19 protein-coding genes and 1 tRNA gene are annotated in these 17,085 nt (G+C 57.3%); 9 read left to right on the forward strand and 11 right to left on the reverse strand.

Annotated features, from left to right (window positions below; genetic code table 11):
- Window positions 1-3: 3 nt before the first annotated feature.
- A complete protein-coding gene (locus tag B9P63_RS09475; RefSeq protein ID WP_085308286.1) occupies window positions 4-813 on the reverse strand; it encodes a DUF4198 domain-containing protein in 810 nt (269 codons plus the stop codon).
- A 1-nt stretch (window position 814) separates the two neighbouring features.
- Between B9P63_RS09475 and B9P63_RS09480 the strand changes: the two genes are divergently transcribed.
- Window positions 815-1,957 carry a HupE/UreJ family protein gene (locus B9P63_RS09480; protein ID WP_245830604.1) on the forward strand — a complete coding sequence of 381 codons (1,143 nt, stop codon included), beginning with the start codon at window positions 815-817 and terminating at the stop codon, window positions 1,955-1,957.
- Here the strand turns inward: B9P63_RS09480 and B9P63_RS09485 are convergent.
- The 6 genes from B9P63_RS09485 to B9P63_RS09510 all read right to left on the reverse strand — a co-directional run bounded on the left by B9P63_RS09485 (window position 1,954) and on the right by B9P63_RS09510 (window position 5,993).
- Window positions 1,954-2,592, reverse strand: coding sequence for a DUF1638 domain-containing protein (locus tag B9P63_RS09485; protein ID WP_085308287.1), 639 nt, complete (start codon window positions 2,590-2,592; stop codon window positions 1,954-1,956). The two genes, B9P63_RS09480 and B9P63_RS09485, sit on opposite strands and share 4 nt — an antisense overlap.
- 447 nt (window positions 2,593-3,039) lie before the next feature.
- Window positions 3,040-3,741 (reverse strand): corrinoid protein, encoded by a 702-nt coding sequence (locus tag B9P63_RS09495; protein WP_085308357.1) that lies wholly within the window; start codon window positions 3,739-3,741, stop codon window positions 3,040-3,042.
- Between the two features lie 216 nt (window positions 3,742-3,957).
- Window positions 3,958-4,323: a YbaN family protein gene (locus tag B9P63_RS09500; RefSeq protein ID WP_085308289.1), complete on the reverse strand. Its 366-nt coding sequence runs from the start codon at window positions 4,321-4,323 to the stop codon at window positions 3,958-3,960.
- Window positions 4,324-5,343, reverse strand: a complete 1,020-nt coding sequence (gene bmt / locus B9P63_RS09505; RefSeq protein WP_085308290.1) for a betaine--homocysteine S-methyltransferase — start codon at window positions 5,341-5,343, stop codon at window positions 4,324-4,326.
- An 80-nt stretch (window positions 5,344-5,423) separates the two neighbouring features.
- On the reverse strand, window positions 5,424-5,567 hold the full coding sequence (locus tag B9P63_RS19200) for a hypothetical protein (RefSeq protein WP_176219132.1): 144 nt from the start codon (window positions 5,565-5,567) through the stop codon (window positions 5,424-5,426).
- Window positions 5,568-5,678: 111 nt separating this feature from the next.
- Window positions 5,679-5,993 carry a DUF1476 domain-containing protein gene (locus B9P63_RS09510; protein WP_085308358.1) on the reverse strand — a complete coding sequence of 105 codons (315 nt, stop codon included), beginning with the start codon at window positions 5,991-5,993 and terminating at the stop codon, window positions 5,679-5,681.
- Between the two features lie 215 nt (window positions 5,994-6,208).
- Between B9P63_RS09510 and purC the strand changes: the two genes are divergently transcribed.
- The 5 genes from purC to B9P63_RS09535 all read left to right on the forward strand — a co-directional run bounded on the left by purC (window position 6,209) and on the right by B9P63_RS09535 (window position 11,077).
- Window positions 6,209-6,970, forward strand: coding sequence for a phosphoribosylaminoimidazolesuccinocarboxamide synthase (purC, locus tag B9P63_RS09515; protein ID WP_085308359.1), 762 nt, complete (start codon window positions 6,209-6,211; stop codon window positions 6,968-6,970).
- Window positions 6,971-6,990: 20 nt separating this feature from the next.
- Entirely contained in the window at window positions 6,991-7,221 is a 231-nt protein-coding gene (gene purS, locus B9P63_RS09520; protein WP_085308291.1) for a phosphoribosylformylglycinamidine synthase subunit PurS, read from the forward strand.
- Window positions 7,221-7,889: a phosphoribosylformylglycinamidine synthase subunit PurQ gene (gene purQ, locus B9P63_RS09525; protein ID WP_085308292.1), complete on the forward strand. Its 669-nt coding sequence runs from the start codon at window positions 7,221-7,223 to the stop codon at window positions 7,887-7,889. Before purS ends, purQ begins: the two co-directional genes overlap by 1 nt.
- A gap of 73 nt (window positions 7,890-7,962) precedes the next feature.
- Entirely contained in the window at window positions 7,963-9,738 is a 1,776-nt protein-coding gene (locus tag B9P63_RS09530; RefSeq protein WP_085308360.1) for a sensor histidine kinase, read from the forward strand.
- A gap of 4 nt (window positions 9,739-9,742) precedes the next feature.
- Window positions 9,743-11,077: a sigma-54-dependent transcriptional regulator gene (locus B9P63_RS09535; protein WP_085308361.1), complete on the forward strand. Its 1,335-nt coding sequence runs from the start codon at window positions 9,743-9,745 to the stop codon at window positions 11,075-11,077.
- A 502-nt stretch (window positions 11,078-11,579) separates the two neighbouring features.
- Here B9P63_RS09535 and B9P63_RS09540 read toward each other — a convergent pair.
- Both B9P63_RS09540 and rocF read right to left on the reverse strand, forming a co-directional pair.
- A complete protein-coding gene (locus B9P63_RS09540) occupies window positions 11,580-12,620 on the reverse strand; it encodes an ornithine cyclodeaminase (protein WP_085308293.1) in 1,041 nt (346 codons plus the stop codon).
- A 12-nt stretch (window positions 12,621-12,632) separates the two neighbouring features.
- Window positions 12,633-13,553 (reverse strand): arginase, encoded by a 921-nt coding sequence (gene rocF, locus B9P63_RS09545; RefSeq protein ID WP_085308294.1) that lies wholly within the window; start codon window positions 13,551-13,553, stop codon window positions 12,633-12,635.
- 118 nt (window positions 13,554-13,671) lie between these two features.
- Here rocF and B9P63_RS09550 point away from each other — a divergent pair, with 118 nt between their 5' ends.
- Window positions 13,672-14,094 (forward strand): Lrp/AsnC family transcriptional regulator, encoded by a 423-nt coding sequence (locus B9P63_RS09550; RefSeq protein ID WP_085308362.1) that lies wholly within the window; start codon window positions 13,672-13,674, stop codon window positions 14,092-14,094.
- On the opposite strand, the gene B9P63_RS09555 is transcribed toward B9P63_RS09550, so the two are convergent.
- Both B9P63_RS09555 and B9P63_RS09560 read right to left on the reverse strand, forming a co-directional pair.
- Window positions 14,091-14,549: a disulfide bond formation protein B gene (locus B9P63_RS09555; protein ID WP_085308295.1), complete on the reverse strand. Its 459-nt coding sequence runs from the start codon at window positions 14,547-14,549 to the stop codon at window positions 14,091-14,093. The two genes, B9P63_RS09550 and B9P63_RS09555, sit on opposite strands and share 4 nt — an antisense overlap.
- Window positions 14,546-15,124, reverse strand: a complete 579-nt coding sequence (locus B9P63_RS09560) for a YqaA family protein (RefSeq protein ID WP_085308363.1) — start codon at window positions 15,122-15,124, stop codon at window positions 14,546-14,548. Before B9P63_RS09560 ends, B9P63_RS09555 begins: the two co-directional genes overlap by 4 nt.
- A gap of 138 nt (window positions 15,125-15,262) precedes the next feature.
- Here B9P63_RS09560 and B9P63_RS09565 point away from each other — a divergent pair.
- Both B9P63_RS09565 and B9P63_RS19415 read left to right on the forward strand, forming a co-directional pair.
- Window positions 15,263-15,348, forward strand: a tRNA-Leu gene (locus tag B9P63_RS09565).
- A gap of 759 nt (window positions 15,349-16,107) precedes the next feature.
- Window positions 16,108-17,085 (forward strand): Ig-like domain-containing protein (locus B9P63_RS19415; protein ID WP_176219133.1); only part of this gene is annotated, 978 nt, incomplete at its 3' end.

Below are 17,085 nucleotides of genomic sequence, written 5' to 3' on the forward strand. Positions count from 1 at the left end.
GCATTACCGCACTTGAAACGTCAAAGCGGCCCAAAGCGTCTCCCAGACCGCGTTTTTGTCAGTGGCAAGCGCAGCGTTTGGTTCGCGCAGAAGCACGTTGTCGAGCAGGTAAGTGTAGCCTGATTTAACCGGGATCAGCGCGATCCCCTTATCATTGGTGAGAACAGTGCTGACGTTTGTCTGCCCCTCGCTGCTGCGCTCGAAAATCTCGACCTGCGCGTTGATGCGCGGCATTTCGCGGTAGAGGACCTTGACAGGCAGGCCCGCGCTCAGATCGTCGGTGTAGGGATTTTTCAACGCAACAATCTCGATTTCGAGCCCGCGCGCCGCATCCGCGCCCGCACCGCTACCGACGGCGAACAGTCCTTTGGCAAAGCGGGTGTAGGTCTCGCCGAATTGCTCTTCGCTCAGCCCGCGCGCACGGTGGCGCGTCAGGACGTCGCCAAAGGCCTTATGCTCGGCAAAGCTCTGGAACTTTGCCCATTCTTTATAGGTCAACCGGTCCGGATGGGTTTGGTAGATCAAGGTAAACAGCCCGTCTTGCGCCAGCGGCTTGTCAAACACCGGCGAGTCGCCCATGCGCGCCTCGACCGCTTTTGCGCCGCTGGCGTCGATCCGCTCGAAGCGCGCGGCGCGTTTGGTGAAATAGGCAAGGTCTATACCTTTGAAGTTCTGGCCGTTTTTGGTGAAAGCTGCGATGTTTTCGCCAGTTTCGACTTGAAACTTTTTGCTGTCGATCCAAAACTCGTGGGACAAGAGCGGCGCTGCGGCAAAGCTCATCGCGAGAGCGAGTATGAATATTTTGGGGGTCATAATGTCTGCTTTCTGCAAAGTTAAATTGATGCTGGTGCAACTGCTTCTGGTGTCAAGTCTTTTGGTCGGTGCGCCCGGCTCGGCGCATGCCCATGAGGTCAGCCCGAGCGTTGCTGACCTGACACTGGAGGGCGGCAAGGTCACCCTCGATCTGCGCCTCACCTTGGAAAGTTTCCTTGCGGGCATTGATCTGGATTCGGCGACGGACACCAATGAGGTGCCGCAGGCCGCCGATTATGACCTCCTTCGCGCGCTCGATCCTGCCGCGTTGGAGAGGCGTTTGCGCGATTTTGCGCCTCAAATGCTGCGCGAGGTAACGCTTAGCGTCGATGGCGCTGTGGTTGCGCTACAGATTGCGGCGTTGGATATTCCCGAGACGGGGGATGTGGAATTGCCCCGTTTGTCGCAGCTTACCCTAAGCGGCGCTGTGCCTGAAAATGCGGGACTGATGCAGGTAAACTGGGGCGATGGCTACGGCACGCTGATCCTGCGCCAGATGGGTCCACAAAATCCCTACACAGGCTACATCAGCGGCGGTCAAAGCAGCCCGGAAATCGCCGTTTTGGGCGGTGAAGCGCGTGGCTTCATGTCGGTTTTCGGTGAGTATATCCCAGTCGGTTTCGATCATATCTTGCCCAAGGGGCTTGATCATATCCTGTTTGTTCTCGGGCTTTTCTTCTTTTCCACGGCGCTGCGCCCGCTGCTGATCCAGGTCACATCCTTCACACTGGCACATACGGTCACGCTCGCGCTTGGGGCGCTTGGTCTCATCAGTATTCCGGGCAGTATCGTCGAGCCGATCATCGCTGCCTCCATCGTCTATGTCGCTATCGAAAACGTGTTCGCGCGCAAGATGAACCCGTGGCGGCCTGTGGTGATCTTCATATTCGGTCTGCTGCACGGGCTTGGCTTTGCGTCGGTTCTAGGCGAATTCGGTCTGCCTGCAGATCAATTCATTGCGGCGTTGATCGGCTTTAACGTGGGCGTTGAACTTGGCCAATTAACCGTGATTGCGCTGGCGTTTCTTGCAGTGGGCTACTGGTTTGGCGGCAAGGACTGGTATCGCACGCGCATCGCAATGCCTGCCTCATTGCTGATCGCCGCCGTTGGAGCCTACTGGTTTGTCGAGCGGGTCTTTCTTTAGACCTCGCGAAGCGCCACCTGCAAATCGCCGTAGCCAGTGAAGCGGCGTTCAAAAGACAGGCCAAGCCGCTCTGCGCAGAGCTTGGCCTTTCGCGTCAGGTCCGGATCATCGGTCTGGGCCTGATAGACCAGTTTTTCGTAATTGCCGAAATACATATCGCGCAGCTCGGGGTGACGGTCGAGGCCCATGGGCTTGATCACGAAGGCCTCGAACTGGCGCACCAGAAAGTCGGTGAGGTAGAAGGCGGTAAATTCATCCTCGGCAATTTTGGCAAACTGCGCGTTGCCCTCGAAAAACGAATAGCAATGCGGCCCCTCGATCATCTGCACGCCAAGCTCCTGGCATTTAGCCTCCAAAAGCCCGCCCGTGCCGCAATCCGCATAGGCGATGAAAATCTGCTCATAGCTTGATTTATGTTTGAGAACAGCTTCTTGCACCGCGTCGGTGATCTTTTCAGGATACACATGCAAGATCGCGGGCAGGCAGGTCAAATCCATATGATCCCAACCGTTCATCTCTTTGAGCGCAAGAATTTCGCGCGCCAGAGCACCGCAAGCGATGATCAGCGATCGCCCGCCACCGACGGAATTGAATCCTTGCTGCGTGAGAACAGTATCGTCGATCGGGCTTTGCATTTGTGAAGTCCTTTTTGCGCTACCTATCTGTGGCCCTGATACGGTCGTTTGTCCAAGGATTTAGAGGTGCCATGGCTGAAAGTGTAGATCTTGAAAAAATGCTTTTGCGCCTTGGCAGTGGTCAGCAGATGGTGCGCTGGAGCGCGCGAATGCACGTTGCTGACAATGGTGTGACTGCGCGTTTGAACGCACCGTTGGAAGCCGGCAATATACTGACCTTGGGCGAAGATAGGTTTCGCATTGTCAGAGGCTTGGAGGACTTTCTTTACGCTGCCATTTCGTGCGCGACAAGGTCCCCGGTCAATGGCGCGAGGTATTGCCCGATGCGCTGAACCGGCAGGTGATCGATGACTGCGGCGCGATCCTGCGTGCTTACGACTATCCGCTGAATTGAAAAAGCCCCCGCAAGATGCAAGGGCTTTAATAAATACGTATTTTTTAGAAGGTCTAGCTGGCAAGTTGGTTGTGCTTGCGCCCGACCCATTCTTTCGCCGTTTCCACCGCAACCGCCGCATCGCGGCAATAGGCGTCGGCGCCGATGGCCTTGCCGAATTCCTCATTCAAAGGCGCGCCGCCGACCAGCACGATATAATCGTCGCGCTTGCCTTGCTCGACCAGCGTGTCGATTACGACTTTCATGTAGGGCATCGTTGTCGTCAGGAGAGCAGACATGCCAAGAATGTCAGGCTCCTCCGCTTCGAGCGCTTCGAGATAGGCGTCGACCGCATTGTTGATGCCAAGATCGACCACCTCGAAACCGGCACCCTCCATCATCATCGAAACAAGGTTTTTGCCGATGTCGTGAATGTCGCCCTTGACCGTGCCGATCACCATCTTGCCGACGCGCGGTGCGCCGGTTTCGGCCAGCAATGGCTTGAGAATGAACATGCCGCCCTTCATCGCGTTGGCAGCCAGCAAAACTTCGGGAACGAACAGGATGCCATCGCGGAAATCAGCGCCAACGATGGTCATGCCGCCGACCAGCGCTTTGGTCAGGATATCGTAGGGCGCCCATTTGCGCTCAAGAAGGATATTCACGCCTTCTTCGATTTCCTCTTTCAAACCGTCGTAGAGGTCATCGAACATCTGTTGGACAAGTTCCTCGTCGTCCAGTTCAGACAGGATGATGTCGTCTTCTTGGTCGGACATGAGCCGTTCCTTTTCTTGGGCGCGCACGCCATTTTCTCTACTCTCATTTGGACAAATTGGCGCAGTCAAACTGCATCAATTACGACATGGCCGCGCGCTATGCCGACCTCGCTGCGGCTTTTGGACTGATTTCTATCGAAATTCGCCTTGGCCTTGGTGGGTATGCCGGATCTTCAATCGCCCATTCGGATCACCGTGCCCGAGTCCCTTGTTTTGCTATGATATTTTGGCCCCGGCAGGTCGCGTCACCACATAGCCCGCACCAAGCGTGATGCCTATTGCTTGTGCAATCAGGGCGGCGCGCGGTGCACCGGCGTAAAGGCTGGCCAGAAAAACCGCCGCCATCATGGTGCAAGCGATCCATTTCACCCGTGTCGGGATTGCGCCATGGGCTTCCCAATCCGCGATCATCGCGCCGAATATGCGCGAGCGCAGCAACCATGCGTGCAGCCGCGGGCTTGATTTACCAAAGGCAAAGGCGGCGAGAATGACAAAAGGCGTGGTCGGCAAGACCGGCAGAACCACGCCCAAAGCTCCGAGTAAAAGGGCAAAGGCGCCACAGGTGAACCAGATTGGCTTCATCTAGACCGCGCGGCGGCGCGCGCGTTTGGTCTGGCGTGCGGTCGGGGCATTGTCTTCTGTGCCATCCCCCGCAGATGTGAACGGGCCAAGCGCTTCAACGATTCTCTCTAGCGTGGGCGCTTCTGATCTTTCACCGCTTTCCAGGGCACGGCGCATCGCGCTTAAGTGTTCCGGCATGGTGCCGCAACATCCGCCGATGATGCGTGCGCCGCTATCGCGCGCGAGGCTTGCATATTGGCCCATCAATTCGGGCGTGCCGTCATAGTGGATGTGGCCGTCGACATATTTGGGAATGCCCGCATTGCCTTTGGCGATGATTGGTCGGCTTGGTCCCTGTGCCGCGAAGCCCAGCACGGTGCGCAGCAGATCAGACGCGCCTGTGCCGCAATTCGCACCAAACGCTAAAGGCGGGTGATCCAGCCCTTCGACCATTTGCACCATCGCAGCGCTGGTCATGCCCATCATGGTACGCCCGGCGGTGTCGAAACTCATGGTGCCAACCCAAGGCATCTGCGCAAGCGCAAAGGCTTCGGCAGCGGCGCGGTATTCTTCAGGCGCCGAAATCGTTTCGAGCCAGAGAACATCCGCGCCGCCAGCTTTAAGGCCTTCTGCCTGCTCGTGAAAAATCTCTACCGCATTGCTATGGCTAAGCGTGCCGACGGGCTCCATGATATCGCCTGTCGGGCCGACAGAGCCTGCAACAATCACAGGCCTGCCTGCGGCATCGGCGACGTCGCGCCCGATCTCGGCAGAGATTCGCGACAATTCATGAGCGCGCGATTGGGCGTCGTGCAATTTTAGCCGCGAAGCATTGCCGCCGAAGGAATTTGTCAGAAACAAATCACTGCCCGCATCCACCGCAGATTTATAGAGCGCCTTGATCCTGTCCGGGTGCGCCTCGTTCCAAAGTTCGGGTGCATCACCGGACATGAGGCCCATGTTGAACAGGTTTGTGCCGGTCGCGCCGTCTGCCAAAATCCAATCTCGACTGGACAGCATTTTCGTAAGTGCATCGCTCATTCGTTTATCCCGCTCTTTCGTGCCTCTGTGTCATAGGTGCAGGTTTGAGACAAACTCATAATCATCATAATGATCATGAGCTAGGCAAGGTGCACTTGCCCCTGATCGAACGCGTTCAGGAACGGGCGCGCCGCGAACAGGCAGATCGTAAGCACAAAGCAAAGCGCCAAGACTTGCGCCAGTGCTTTGCGGCGAAACGGTCGGGCGGCAGCAGGCGCAATCATGCCACCTTGCTAAACCACCGCCCTTATTAATCCCTTAATGGATAAAATTTCGCACGGAAAAACCCCACAGAAACGGTTTCTGCGAGGTTTGATTTACATTGAGAAGAGGCTTTAAGCCTCTGACATCAATTGCGCTTTTGCCAGCGCCATCAACTCACCCATTTTCGCGCGAATTTCGTCAAGGTTGGATTTGTCGCCCAGATCTGCGGCCACTTTGCGAACCACGTCCTCATGGCCCGCTTCTTCGAAATCGGCCTTGATCACTTCTTTGGCGTAGGCGCTCGCGTCATCACCGGATTTGCCCATTAATTCAGCGGCCCATAGACCTACGAGCTTGTTGCGGCGCGCGTCCGCCTTGAACTGCATGTCCGCGTCATGGGCGAATTTCGCCTCGAAGGCGTTTTCACGATCGTCAAAAGTGCTCATTTGGCTCACCATCCTAATGTATCATTGGCTATAAAATGAATATGCGTCCTGCATGCGCCCGCTACAAGAGGCAAGCGGCTGGCCTGCGCATCCTGTCGCACGTGCGCTGCTCGCCACCGTCTTGCCCCGAGGCGCCCCTTGCCCTAAGAGAGCGTCAGAACGCGCGCGGCAGGGAGTCGGTTCAGGCGCGTCACGCTGCAAAGAAAGTCACTGCCATGGCGCGCGGAAAAAAGATTTACGAAGGCAAGGCCAAGACCCTCTATGAGGGGCCGGAGCCAGGGACGCTGATCCAGTATTTCAAGGATGATGCGACCGCTTTCAATGCGGTAAAAAAGGATGTGATCGACGGCAAGGGTGTGCTCAACAATTTGCTGTCCGAGTATTTCATGGTTGGTTTGACCAGCATCGGTGTGCCGACGCATTTCCTCAAACGGTTGAATATGCGCGAACAACTGGTGCGCTCCTGCGAGATTATCCCGCTGGAAATCATCGTGCGCAACGTTGCGGCAGGGTCGATGTCCACGCGTCTCGGTATCGAAGAGGGTACGCAATTGCCGCGTCCGATCATCGAATATTGCCTCAAGGACGACAAGCTGGGCGATCCGCTGGTCTCTGAAGAGCATATCGCCGCCTTCGGCTGGGCAAGCCAGCAAGATATGGACGATATCCTGAGCCTTGCGCTGCGCGTAAACGATTTTCTGGCAGGCGTCATGTACGGGGTCGGGATCAAACTGGTGGATTTCAAGATCGAGATCGGCCGCGTGTATGACGGTGATTTCCAGCGCCTTATCATCGCCGACGAGATCAGCCCCGATAGCTGCCGTTTGTGGGATATCGAGACAGGCCAGAAGTTAGACAAGGATGTGTTCCGGCGCGATCTTGGCTCGCTGACGGATGCCTACACAGAAGTGGCCAAGCGTTTGGGCGTGATGCCGAAGAACCAGCATCCCGTGACCAAGCCGACATTGATTAATTAAGCGATACGAAGGACTTACCCATGAAAGCTCGTGTGCATGTCATGCTGAAAAACGGTGTTTTGGACCCCCAGGGCGAAGCTGTGCGTCATGCGCTTGGCGCGCTTGGCTTCGAGGGCGTGAACGGCGTGCGTCAAGGTAAAGTGATCGAGCTAGATTTGGCGGATGGTACAAGCGAGGCGCAGGTCACTGAGATGTGCGAAAAGCTGCTCGCGAATACGGTGATCGAGGGCTACACGGTGGAGCTTAGCTGATGCGCGCGGCCGTCATTACATTCCCCGGCTCCAACTGTGATCGCGATTTGGCGGTAGGTTTGCAAATGGCGGGCGCTGAAGTGGTGCGCGTTTGGCACAAAGACAGCACGCTGCCCGATGGGGTTGATCTTGTTGGCATTCCCGGCGGCTTTTCCTATGGCGATTACCTGCGCTGCGGCGCGATCGCTGCAAACTCGCCGATTTGTGCAGCGGTGAAAACCCACGCGGAAAGGGGCGGATACGTCTTTGGTGTGTGCAACGGATTTCAGGTTCTGACTGAAACGCGGCTCTTGCCTGGTGCGTTGATGCGCAACGCCGGGCTTAAGTATATTTGCCGCACTGTCGGATTGGAAGTTGCTGAAAATGCTAGTGATTTCCTGCATGGCTATGACGCAGGGCAAGTGATCCAGATTCCGATCGCACATCATGATGGCAATTACACGGCCGCGCCGGACGAGCTTGATCGACTGATTGGCGAGGGACGCGTTGCGTTTCGATACACCGACAACCCCAATGGCTCTGCACGCGACATCGCAGGGATCACATCGGCCAACGGACGCGTGCTCGGCATGATGCCGCATCCCGAACGGGCGATGGAGCCGGCCCATGGCTCAAGCGACGGCGCGCGACTTTTCGCCGGTTTGATCGGGTCCATGGCCCAGGCATGAGCAAGCCGACTTGAGCGAACTGCCCGCGCGCTCTAGCATCGCCTCCATGAGCGATACGCCTGCAACATCGAGTATGCCCGCACCGAAAAATGCACCCAGCCGTCCACGGCGGGTTTTTAACCCGTGGCGCATGAGGGTTTTGCTCGGGGCACTGATCCTTTTTGCCGCAATCACGGTTTTTTTTACCAACTCGTTTTTAACGGATCGCTTTACCGAAACCACCCGCAACCGGGCCGAGTTACGCCTTGCCCTCTATAGCGGCAACATCCTGTCGGAACTGCGCCGGAACGCGATTGTGCCGCAGCTTCTGGCGCGCGATCCCGCCTTGATCGGCGCACTGAATTCTGATGATTTCACTGGATCAACCCAGCGTTTGATCAGCTTCGTAGATGAAATTGGCGCTGCCTCTCTTATGCTGCTTGATCGCGACGGGCGATCTGTCGCTGCGACGGATCGCAACCGTCTGCAATCGCTGCACCGCTCAGCGGCGTATTTTGTCGATGCGCTGCGCTCGAATGATACGGTGTTTTCGATCATTGAGCGCGAGGCGGGAGGCTATTCCTTTACCTATTCGCGCCGCGTTGAAAGCGGCGGTAATGTGCTTGGCGTGGTCGTGGTCGAAGTCGATCTGCAAAAATTCGAACGTGCGTGGGCTGGAATTTCCGATGCGGTTTTGATCACCAACTCCGAGGGCACGATAATTCTGTCGACCGAGCCGCGTTGGCGCGGCTTGAATGAAGAAGAGGCACTGACGCGTCAGCCCCCATCCGGTGCGATCAGCCGCGCGATTCAGGTGACTGCCGATTGGAACGCGGACCCCGGGGACGCCTACTTGCGCGGTGAGGCAGTGATGCGCACGCACACGCGGATCTCGTTTCGCGGCTGGCAGATGGCGAGTTTCACTTCCTATGCCTCTGTGCGCGAACGTGTGAACGGGGTGCTCGCGCTCGAAATCATGGGATTCGCGATCCTGCTTGCGTTGGCGTTCTATTTCCTGAATCGCAAAACGGCGGTGCGCATGGCGCTGTTTCAGCGTGAATCGGCTGAACTTCGCCAACTCAACATCCGGCTCCAGCGGGAAATTGCCGAGCGGGAAAAGGTGCAGGAAAACCTTGCTGTGGCCGAGCAGACCCTTGCGCAAAGCTCCAAACTGGCCGCTTTGGGCGAGATGTCCGCGGCCGTCAGCCATGAGCTGAACCAGCCCCTTGCGGCGATGCGCACCTACCTTGCCGGCGCGCGGCTTTTGGTGGGGCGTGGACGCCCGGACGAGGCGCTTGCCAGCTTCCAGCGCATTGATGATCTGATCGGGCGAATGGGCTCGATCACGCGCCAGCTCAAAAGCTATGCGCGCAAGGGTGGTGATAGCTATGCCCCTGTAAACCTTGGCGATGCGCTGGCCTCGAGCCTGTCAATGATGGAGCCGCAATTGCGCGAACGTCAGGTGCAGATCAACAAAACGCTGCCGCAAGAACCGGTCATGGTCATGGCCGACCGCGTGCGCGTAGAGCAGGTGATGATCAACCTTTTGCGCAACGCGCTTGATGCCACCAAATCGGTCGAGCACCCGCAGGTCGACGTGCTGCTGGCTGCGGGCGAAACCGCGATGCTGACGGTGCGCGACAACGGGCAGGGGATCGAGGACCTCGATGCGCTGTTCGAGCCGTTTTATACGACCAAACAACCGGGGGACGGCGTGGGGCTGGGCCTTGCCATTTCTTCGGGTATCGTGAACGAGCTAGGGGGACGGATGACGGCGCGCAATGCGGCGCAGGGAGGGGCGGTCTTTGAATTTCGCCTGCCTATCCTAGATGAAGAGGGCGCGCATCGCGCAAAGCCCGCAGCGGAGTAAACTCATGGCCAATGCAATGAAGATCGCCATCGTTGATGATGAAAAAGACATGCGCCAGTCCATTTCACAGTGGCTGGCCTTGTCGGGATACGACACCGAAACCTTTGCTTCAGCAGAAGATGCGCTGGCGGGGATCAGTGCGGATTATCCGGGAATCGTGATTTCGGATATCAAGATGCCGGGCATGGATGGAATGCAGTTCCTGAAAAAGCTGATGAGCACCGATAGCGCGCTGCCGGTGATCATGATCACGGGGCATGGCGATGTACCTATGGCGGTCAATGCGATGCGCATCGGCGCCTTCGATTTTCTGGAAAAGCCGTTCAATCCGGATCGCATGTCCGAGCTGGCCAAAAAGGCTGCCAATGCGCGCCGCCTGACGCTGGACAATCGTGCTTTGCGCCGCGAATTGTCCGATGGCGGTCAGTTGATGAAGAAGCTGATCGGCGCTTCGCCGGTGATGGAGCGTTTGAAAGAAGACATCCTCGATCTGGGCCAGGCGGACGGGCATGTGTTGATTGATGGCGAGACTGGCACAGGGAAGACGCTGGTGGCGCATGCGCTGCACGCTGTGGGCAGCCGCGCGGGCAAACGCTTCGTGCTGGTGAGCTGCGCGGCAATGGATGAAGACGCGCTGGCGCAGCGTTTGTTTGGTCCTGTTGCGCCCGAAGATCCCTATCTGCCTGCGATCGAGGAAGCACGCGGCGGCACGCTGGTGCTGGAGGATATCGAGGCGCTGAGCGATGCGTTGCAAGCGCGGCTCTTATCGGTGATCAACGAGCAAGGCACGCCTGCCGAAACACGCATCATCGCGATTTCCAATCTGCAAGAGCAGGATCGCACCTGCGAAGATGCACTGCGCTCTGATCTGTTCTACCGCCTCGCAGCGCTTCGTATAACGATACCGCCGCTGCGCTCGCGCGGCGAGGATATTCTGTCGCTGTTCACGCGCCTGTCCGAGCAATTCGCCGAAGAATATGGCTGCGCTGCACCCGAGGTTTCTGCGCAGGAAGCGGCGCAATTGCTGCAAGCGCCATGGCCCGGCAACGTGCGCCAATTGATCAATATCGCCGAGCGCGCTGTGCTGCAAACACGGCGTGGTTCGGGAACGATCGCTTCGCTGTTGATGAATGATCACGATGAAATGACGCCCGTGATGACGACGGAGGGCAAACCGCTTAAGGAATACGTTGAGGCGTTTGAGCGGATGTTGATCGACAACACGATGCGCCGCCATAAAGGGTCTATCGCTGCGGTGATGGACGAGCTTTGCCTGCCGCGCCGGACCTTGAACGAGAAGATGGCCAAATACGGACTTCAGCGATCTGATTACCTCTGATCCAATGGAGCGGCTTGCGCCGCACAGGTTGTGTAGGGAGGGGGCGCTGCCCCCGTCTCAGCAAAGCTGAGCCGCCCCCGAGGTATTGCTGGACCAGAGAAGAGTGGTCCACCCCGAGCGCTTGGCCCGGGGCTTCTCTGGTCACGGTCATCGGCACCTCTGCCTGTTCCGTATCCTTTTGGTAGAGCCATGAAGTAAAGAAAAAGTTAAGCCTTCTTCGGTCTTTAAATACCTCGGGGGTGTGGGGGCTGGCCCCCACGACGGTCGGATCGCGCAAGCGGTTCGATACATGCTGTGCTCGCTTAGAAGAATTTGACAGGTGTTTTTTCTGACAGCCAAGATTTGCTAGCCTTGGATTTGGACACTCAACGAACGCGCAGCCTTGGCAAACTGATTTGAAGTGCCGTGTTCATTACGAAGGATATCTCTTTGTATTTAGGGCGAGACGCTGGCCGGTTGTCGCCAACATTCAGAACAACATGCTTTGGATAATGCGCGCCCTTCAAGCGGAGCGCTGGACCATACCAAACAGATCGCGTGGATCATCGGGGTCGGCGAGCATATCGAGTTGAATCGAAAATCCAGTGCCTTCAATTGCATTCTTGATGTAGCGCAGGGCGGAAAAATCCTCGATTGCAAAGCCGACACTGTCAAACAAGGTTATCTGCTGTTCGGATGTACGCCCTTTTGCAGTTCCGTTTAGCACTTGCCAAAGTTCCGTAACGGGGTGATCGCTGGCAAGCTGCTGGATTTCGCCCTCGATGCGGGTTTGCTCGGGGTATTCCACAAAGATCGTGCTGCGCTCGAGAATGCCTTTTGCGAGTTCCGTCTTGCCCGGGCAGTCGCCGCCAATGGCGTTAATGTGCACGCCGGAGCCGACCATATTGTCGCTGAGGATCGTTGCATATTGCTTGTCCGCTGTGCAGGTCGTGAGAATATGCGCGCCCTCGATTGCGGCCTCGGGGCTTTTGCAAATCACCACGTTAAGCCCTGTCTTGGCGAGATTTGCGGCGCATTTTGCGGTTGCGGCGGAATCCGTGTCGAACAGGCGCACTGTATCGATGCCGCAGACTGCTTTCATCGCGAGGCTTTGGAATTCGGACTGCGCGCCATTGCCGATCATCGCCATCACATGCGCGCCTTTAGGTGCAAGTGCGCGGGCAACCATCGCAGAGGTCGCTGCGGTGCGCAGGGCGGTAAGGATCGTCATTTCAGAGAGCAGGACAGGGTAGCCCGTGGCCACATCTGCCAAAAGGCCGAAGGCCGTGACCGTCTGATGGCCGGTGCGCGTGTTGGACGGGTGGCCGTTTACATATTTGAAACCGTAAACTTCACCGTCCGAGGTGGGCATTAATTCGATCACGCCTGTTTCGCTATGCGAGGCCACGCGCGGGGTCTTATCGAACTCGGGCCAGCGCAGAAAGTCGGCCTCGATGGCATCGGTAAGCTCGCACAGCATTTTTTCGAGCCCGATGTGGTGTATCAACTGCATCATGTGATCAACGGAAACGAAAGGGACATAGGCTTTATCGGAGGGTGTCATTGCGGCGGTCCTTCAAAGAGCAAAGTTGGGGCGATCGAACACACGGCGGCCAAGGGCGGACGCGGCGAGGTCAGTCATCACGAGTGCGGTGCGCCCGCGCTCATCTAGAAAAGGGTTAAGCTCGACCAGATCGAGTGCGCTCATCAGGCCGCTATCGCAAATTATCTCCATCGCCAGATGCGCCTCGCGCAGGGTCGCGCCGCCGGGCACGGTGGTACCGACGGCGGGGGCAAACATAGGGTCGATGAAATCCACATCGAGCGAGACGTGCAACAGGCCGTTCGCCGCCTTTACGCTGTCCAGGAAGGCTTGCAGCGGGCGCGCAATGCCATTTTCATCAATCGCACGCATATCGTGATAGATGATATCGCTGCCTTGAAGCGCGGCGCGTTCGGGAGCATCGACGCTGCGCAAGCCAATGATGCAGACGTTTTCTTGCAGCACGGGATTTGTCACGGTGGGAAAATCCTCAAAGCCTTCACGCCCGGTTAGGTAGCCAAGCGGTGTGCCGTGCAGGTTGCCAGAGGCGGAGGTAAGCGGCGTGTGAAAATCCGAATGCGCATCGAGCCAAAGGACGAAAAGCGGGCGATCCAGAGCGGCGGCGCAGCGCGCAGAGCCAAGGACTGATCCGAGCGAGAGGCTGTGATCGCCGCCTAGAAAGATCGGCGTGCCGCTTTGCATGGCGCGCTCGGCGGCGTCGGCGATAACGCGGGTCCAGCCTATCGTCTCTGCGCGCATATAGCCCGGTCCGGCGAGGGTGATGTCGCTTAGGTCCGGCAGGCTCAGGTTGCCCGCATCCAGTACGGTAAGGTCAAGATCACGGAGCGCTTCAGGCAGGCCTGCGGTGCGATAGGCATCAGGCCCCATCAAACAGCCTGTGCGCGCTTTGCCGCTATCGACAGGGCAACCGATCAGATGGATATTTCGGGACATGAGTACCTCGCCAATGTGATTTATCCGAGGAATAAGGCATCAAAGTGGGCCGCGTTAAGATGGCAAAGTGATCGAAACTATGTATGAATACTCAAAATGGTCTATTAGGATGAGCGAAATGGATAATTTGGATCGAAGGCTAATAGCGCTTTTGCGCCGGAATGCGCGCGCGTCGCTGTCCGAACTTGCGGGGCATCTTGGCATAACGCGCGCCACGGTGCGCACGCGCATGGCGCGGCTTGAGGCGTCGGGTGATGTGCTGGGCTATAGTGTTACGCTGAAGGGGGATGTCGCGCCTGATCCTGTGCGCGGCTTGATGATGCTGGGCGTCGAGGGGCGCGGCGCGGAGCGCATAACGCGGCACCTGAGCGGCATGAGCGAAGTGCGCGCCGTGCATAGCACGAACGGGCGTTGGGATATGATCGTTGAAATCGGCACAGAGTCTCTGGAAGCGCTCGACGCGGTGCTTGCGCGCATTCGCAGGCTTGACGGGGTGAGCACTTCAGAAACCAGCCTGCTGCTTGCGACGCGGGTGAATTAACTGCGTTTTAGTGCCATGAACCAGAGTGCGGCCAAAGCCACAGACGCAAGCATGTTCCAACTCGCCATGGAGAGCGTGAACAGCTCCCAAGGCACTTCATCGCAGCGCACCAAGGGGGCGGCCATGATTTGCGACATCAAGTCCTGTGCGCTCATGCCAGTGACGGAGCCGGTGGAACAAGAGCTTGGACCCTCCCACCACATGCGCTCGACGCCGCTGTGATACGCGCCGATCGCGGCGGTGCTTAGGGCCGCCAATGCACCAAGGGCGGGCAGGGCGCGTCCTGTGATCAATAGCGCCAGCACGCCGATCGCGATTGCGGCGACATGCGGGTAGCGCTGCCAGTAGCATAGTTTGCACGGCGGCATCTCACCTATGTACTGGAACCCCAGTGCGCCCAGCATCAATGCAGCAGAGCCACCGGCGGCGAGCGCTATATACAGCGTGCGGCTCATAGGAAGCGCACCGCGTAGAAGCCGCCGATCAACAACAGCACGAACAAGGTGAACATCAAAGGCAGACGCTTTTCGATGAAATCCTTGATCGGTGCGCCGAATTTCCACAACAGAAACGCAACGAGATAAAAGCGCAGCGCACGCGCGAAGATTGAAGTGATGATGAAGGTCGCCAGCGGCATGCCGGTCCAGCCGGACATGATGGTGATCACTTTGTAGGGGAAGGGCGTGACACCTGCGGTCAGAACCGCCCAGAAGCCAAAATCATTGAAGCGCTGGCTGAACTCGGCCATTGAATCGGCCTTGCCAAGGCTTTGCAGGATCGGCTCGCCGATTTGCTCGTAGGCAAGCGCGCCGATGGCATAGCCCAGCATGCCGCCCAGTACGGAGGCCAGTAGCGCGACCGATGCAATGAGCCATGCGCGCGACGGGCGTGCGAGAATCATCGGGATCATCAAAATGTCTGGTGGGATGGGAAAGAACGAGCTTTCCACGAAGGCGACCACGGCTAAAATCCAGATCGCATAGCGGTGATCAGCCCATGAGAGTGTCATATCATAGAGTTTTCTAAGCATATCGCCCTCATTTTTGCTTGCCTTGGCAATGATCACGGCGGCGCAAAGGGGTCAAGAGGGCGATGCGTGCAATTTCTTGTAAGAACACGATCGTGAGGTCTGGACCCTGCCAAAGAGGATCGCTAAAGAGAGCGAAGTGCCCAAGTGGCGGAATGGTAGACGCAGGGGATTCAAAATCCCCCGCCTTAACGGGTGTGCCGGTTCGAGTCCGGCCTTGGGTACCAACTTGCTTTGCAAGTCTCCGCATTTTCCGCAGGATTGCTCGTTAAAGCGCAGTGGTTTGTTCTAGTTGCGCTTGCGCCGTGAACGGCCTGCCAAGTGGCTGTCCGGTTCGAATCGATCTCGAGTTGAGTGGTGGCGGTTAACGCGGCTGATTCTCTCGAAAACCTGTTGGATAGCCCTGATGTGCGAGCTGCTTCGGTTGAACAGTGGGCAACAATGCGCCGCTTTGAATGCGTTTTGGAAACAGCTTTGCTCCAATCTGTGCAGATAAGCCCCGTTTGAGGCAAGGTTCATGCAAAGAGGTTAATTGTTTCCCGATTAAAAACAGTTTTTGATTTTTGACCGCATTACCCACTATACTAATTACATTACGGCAAATTCGATGCCAATTTAAGACAAATTGAACCACTTTTTGATGTGGAACCATCCAACGAACTGACGCCGGGGCAGTTTTTTTCCCATAGGCCGCACGTTTGAAGAAGGTAAAAGATGAATTAATGTTTGAAGCCTGCGCAATGCGCGGTAAAACAGAACCTGTCCTACTGGGGGACAGTCTCTAGGCCATGGGGGTGGCCGAAGAACTATAGGCGTCTGTGTTGGCGCAAAGCTGCTGCTGTGATCTTTTCTGGTCCGTGAGCAAACCCGCGTCCGTATTGGCGCGGCCCCGCTTTGTATGGCCTCTCGCCTGTTCTATTGATTGTCGCACCGTCAGGTGGGTCGAATTTAGCTCGTGCTTGCGAGTGTTGTGTGAGGGGTTTGAAATGCCTGATCTTAGATTGTCTTGGGAAAATTACCCTGGTGGATATGGCACTGAGGTCACGGGACCCGCGACTATTGACGCTGGCGGTGTCGCTGTAACGGTCGATTACGCCAATGTCGCCGCAAGTGCGACGGCGTTTGCTCTAAACCTCGAAACATATGACGATGTGGGCGACAGCCTGCCTCCTAGCTCCCAGCTCAAGCTGATCAGCGATGGCGGTGCCTCTGGTGACACGTCGACGACGGCGTTTTCCTTTGCGTCAACGGACCCGTTGTTCGGTGATACGGTATCCAACCTGACATTCCGGATCGATGATATCGACGCTGGCGCGCTGGGTGATATCGACGGTGGCCCGGGCAATCCTCATGACGACGTTGTAAGCATTCGCGCGTTTGATGCGGCGGGTAATGAAATCCCCGTGACGATCACGGCAGGCGCGGGCATGACTGTGACCGGCCAGACGCTGGACGGCGACACGCAAGGTCTGCCAACGGATGCGTCGCAATCCGCGCTTATCTCGATCGCCGGCCCGGTTGCACGCGTCGAAATTGATTATGCGAACAATGGCATAGGAGAGCAGGAAGTCCTGATCTCTGATTTGCTGTTCACGACGACCGATCCCACGGATAATGTTGACCCGATTGCTTTGCCTGACGCTGGAACGACAGGCGTCGATACGCTGCTCGAAGATATCGACGTTTTGGGCAACGACAGTGATCCGGATGGCGATCCGCTGACGGTCACGGCGGCCACAGCGCCCAATGGCACGGTCACGATCAACGGTGACGGCACGCTGGATTATCTGCCGGATTCCGGGTTCTCTGGCTCTGATACGATCACCTACACGATTTCTGATGGTAATGGCGGTTCCGATACCTCGACTGTGGCGATCACGGTAACAGACGCGCCCAACGCGCTACCTGTTGCGGTGGATGATGCGGCGAGCGGCGTTTCGGAGATTTTGATCTCAGACATTGAT

It is taken from the genome of Planktotalea arctica, from assembly GCF_002105285.1.
GTDB classification, from domain to species: Bacteria; Pseudomonadota; Alphaproteobacteria; order Rhodobacterales; family Rhodobacteraceae; genus Planktotalea; species Planktotalea arctica.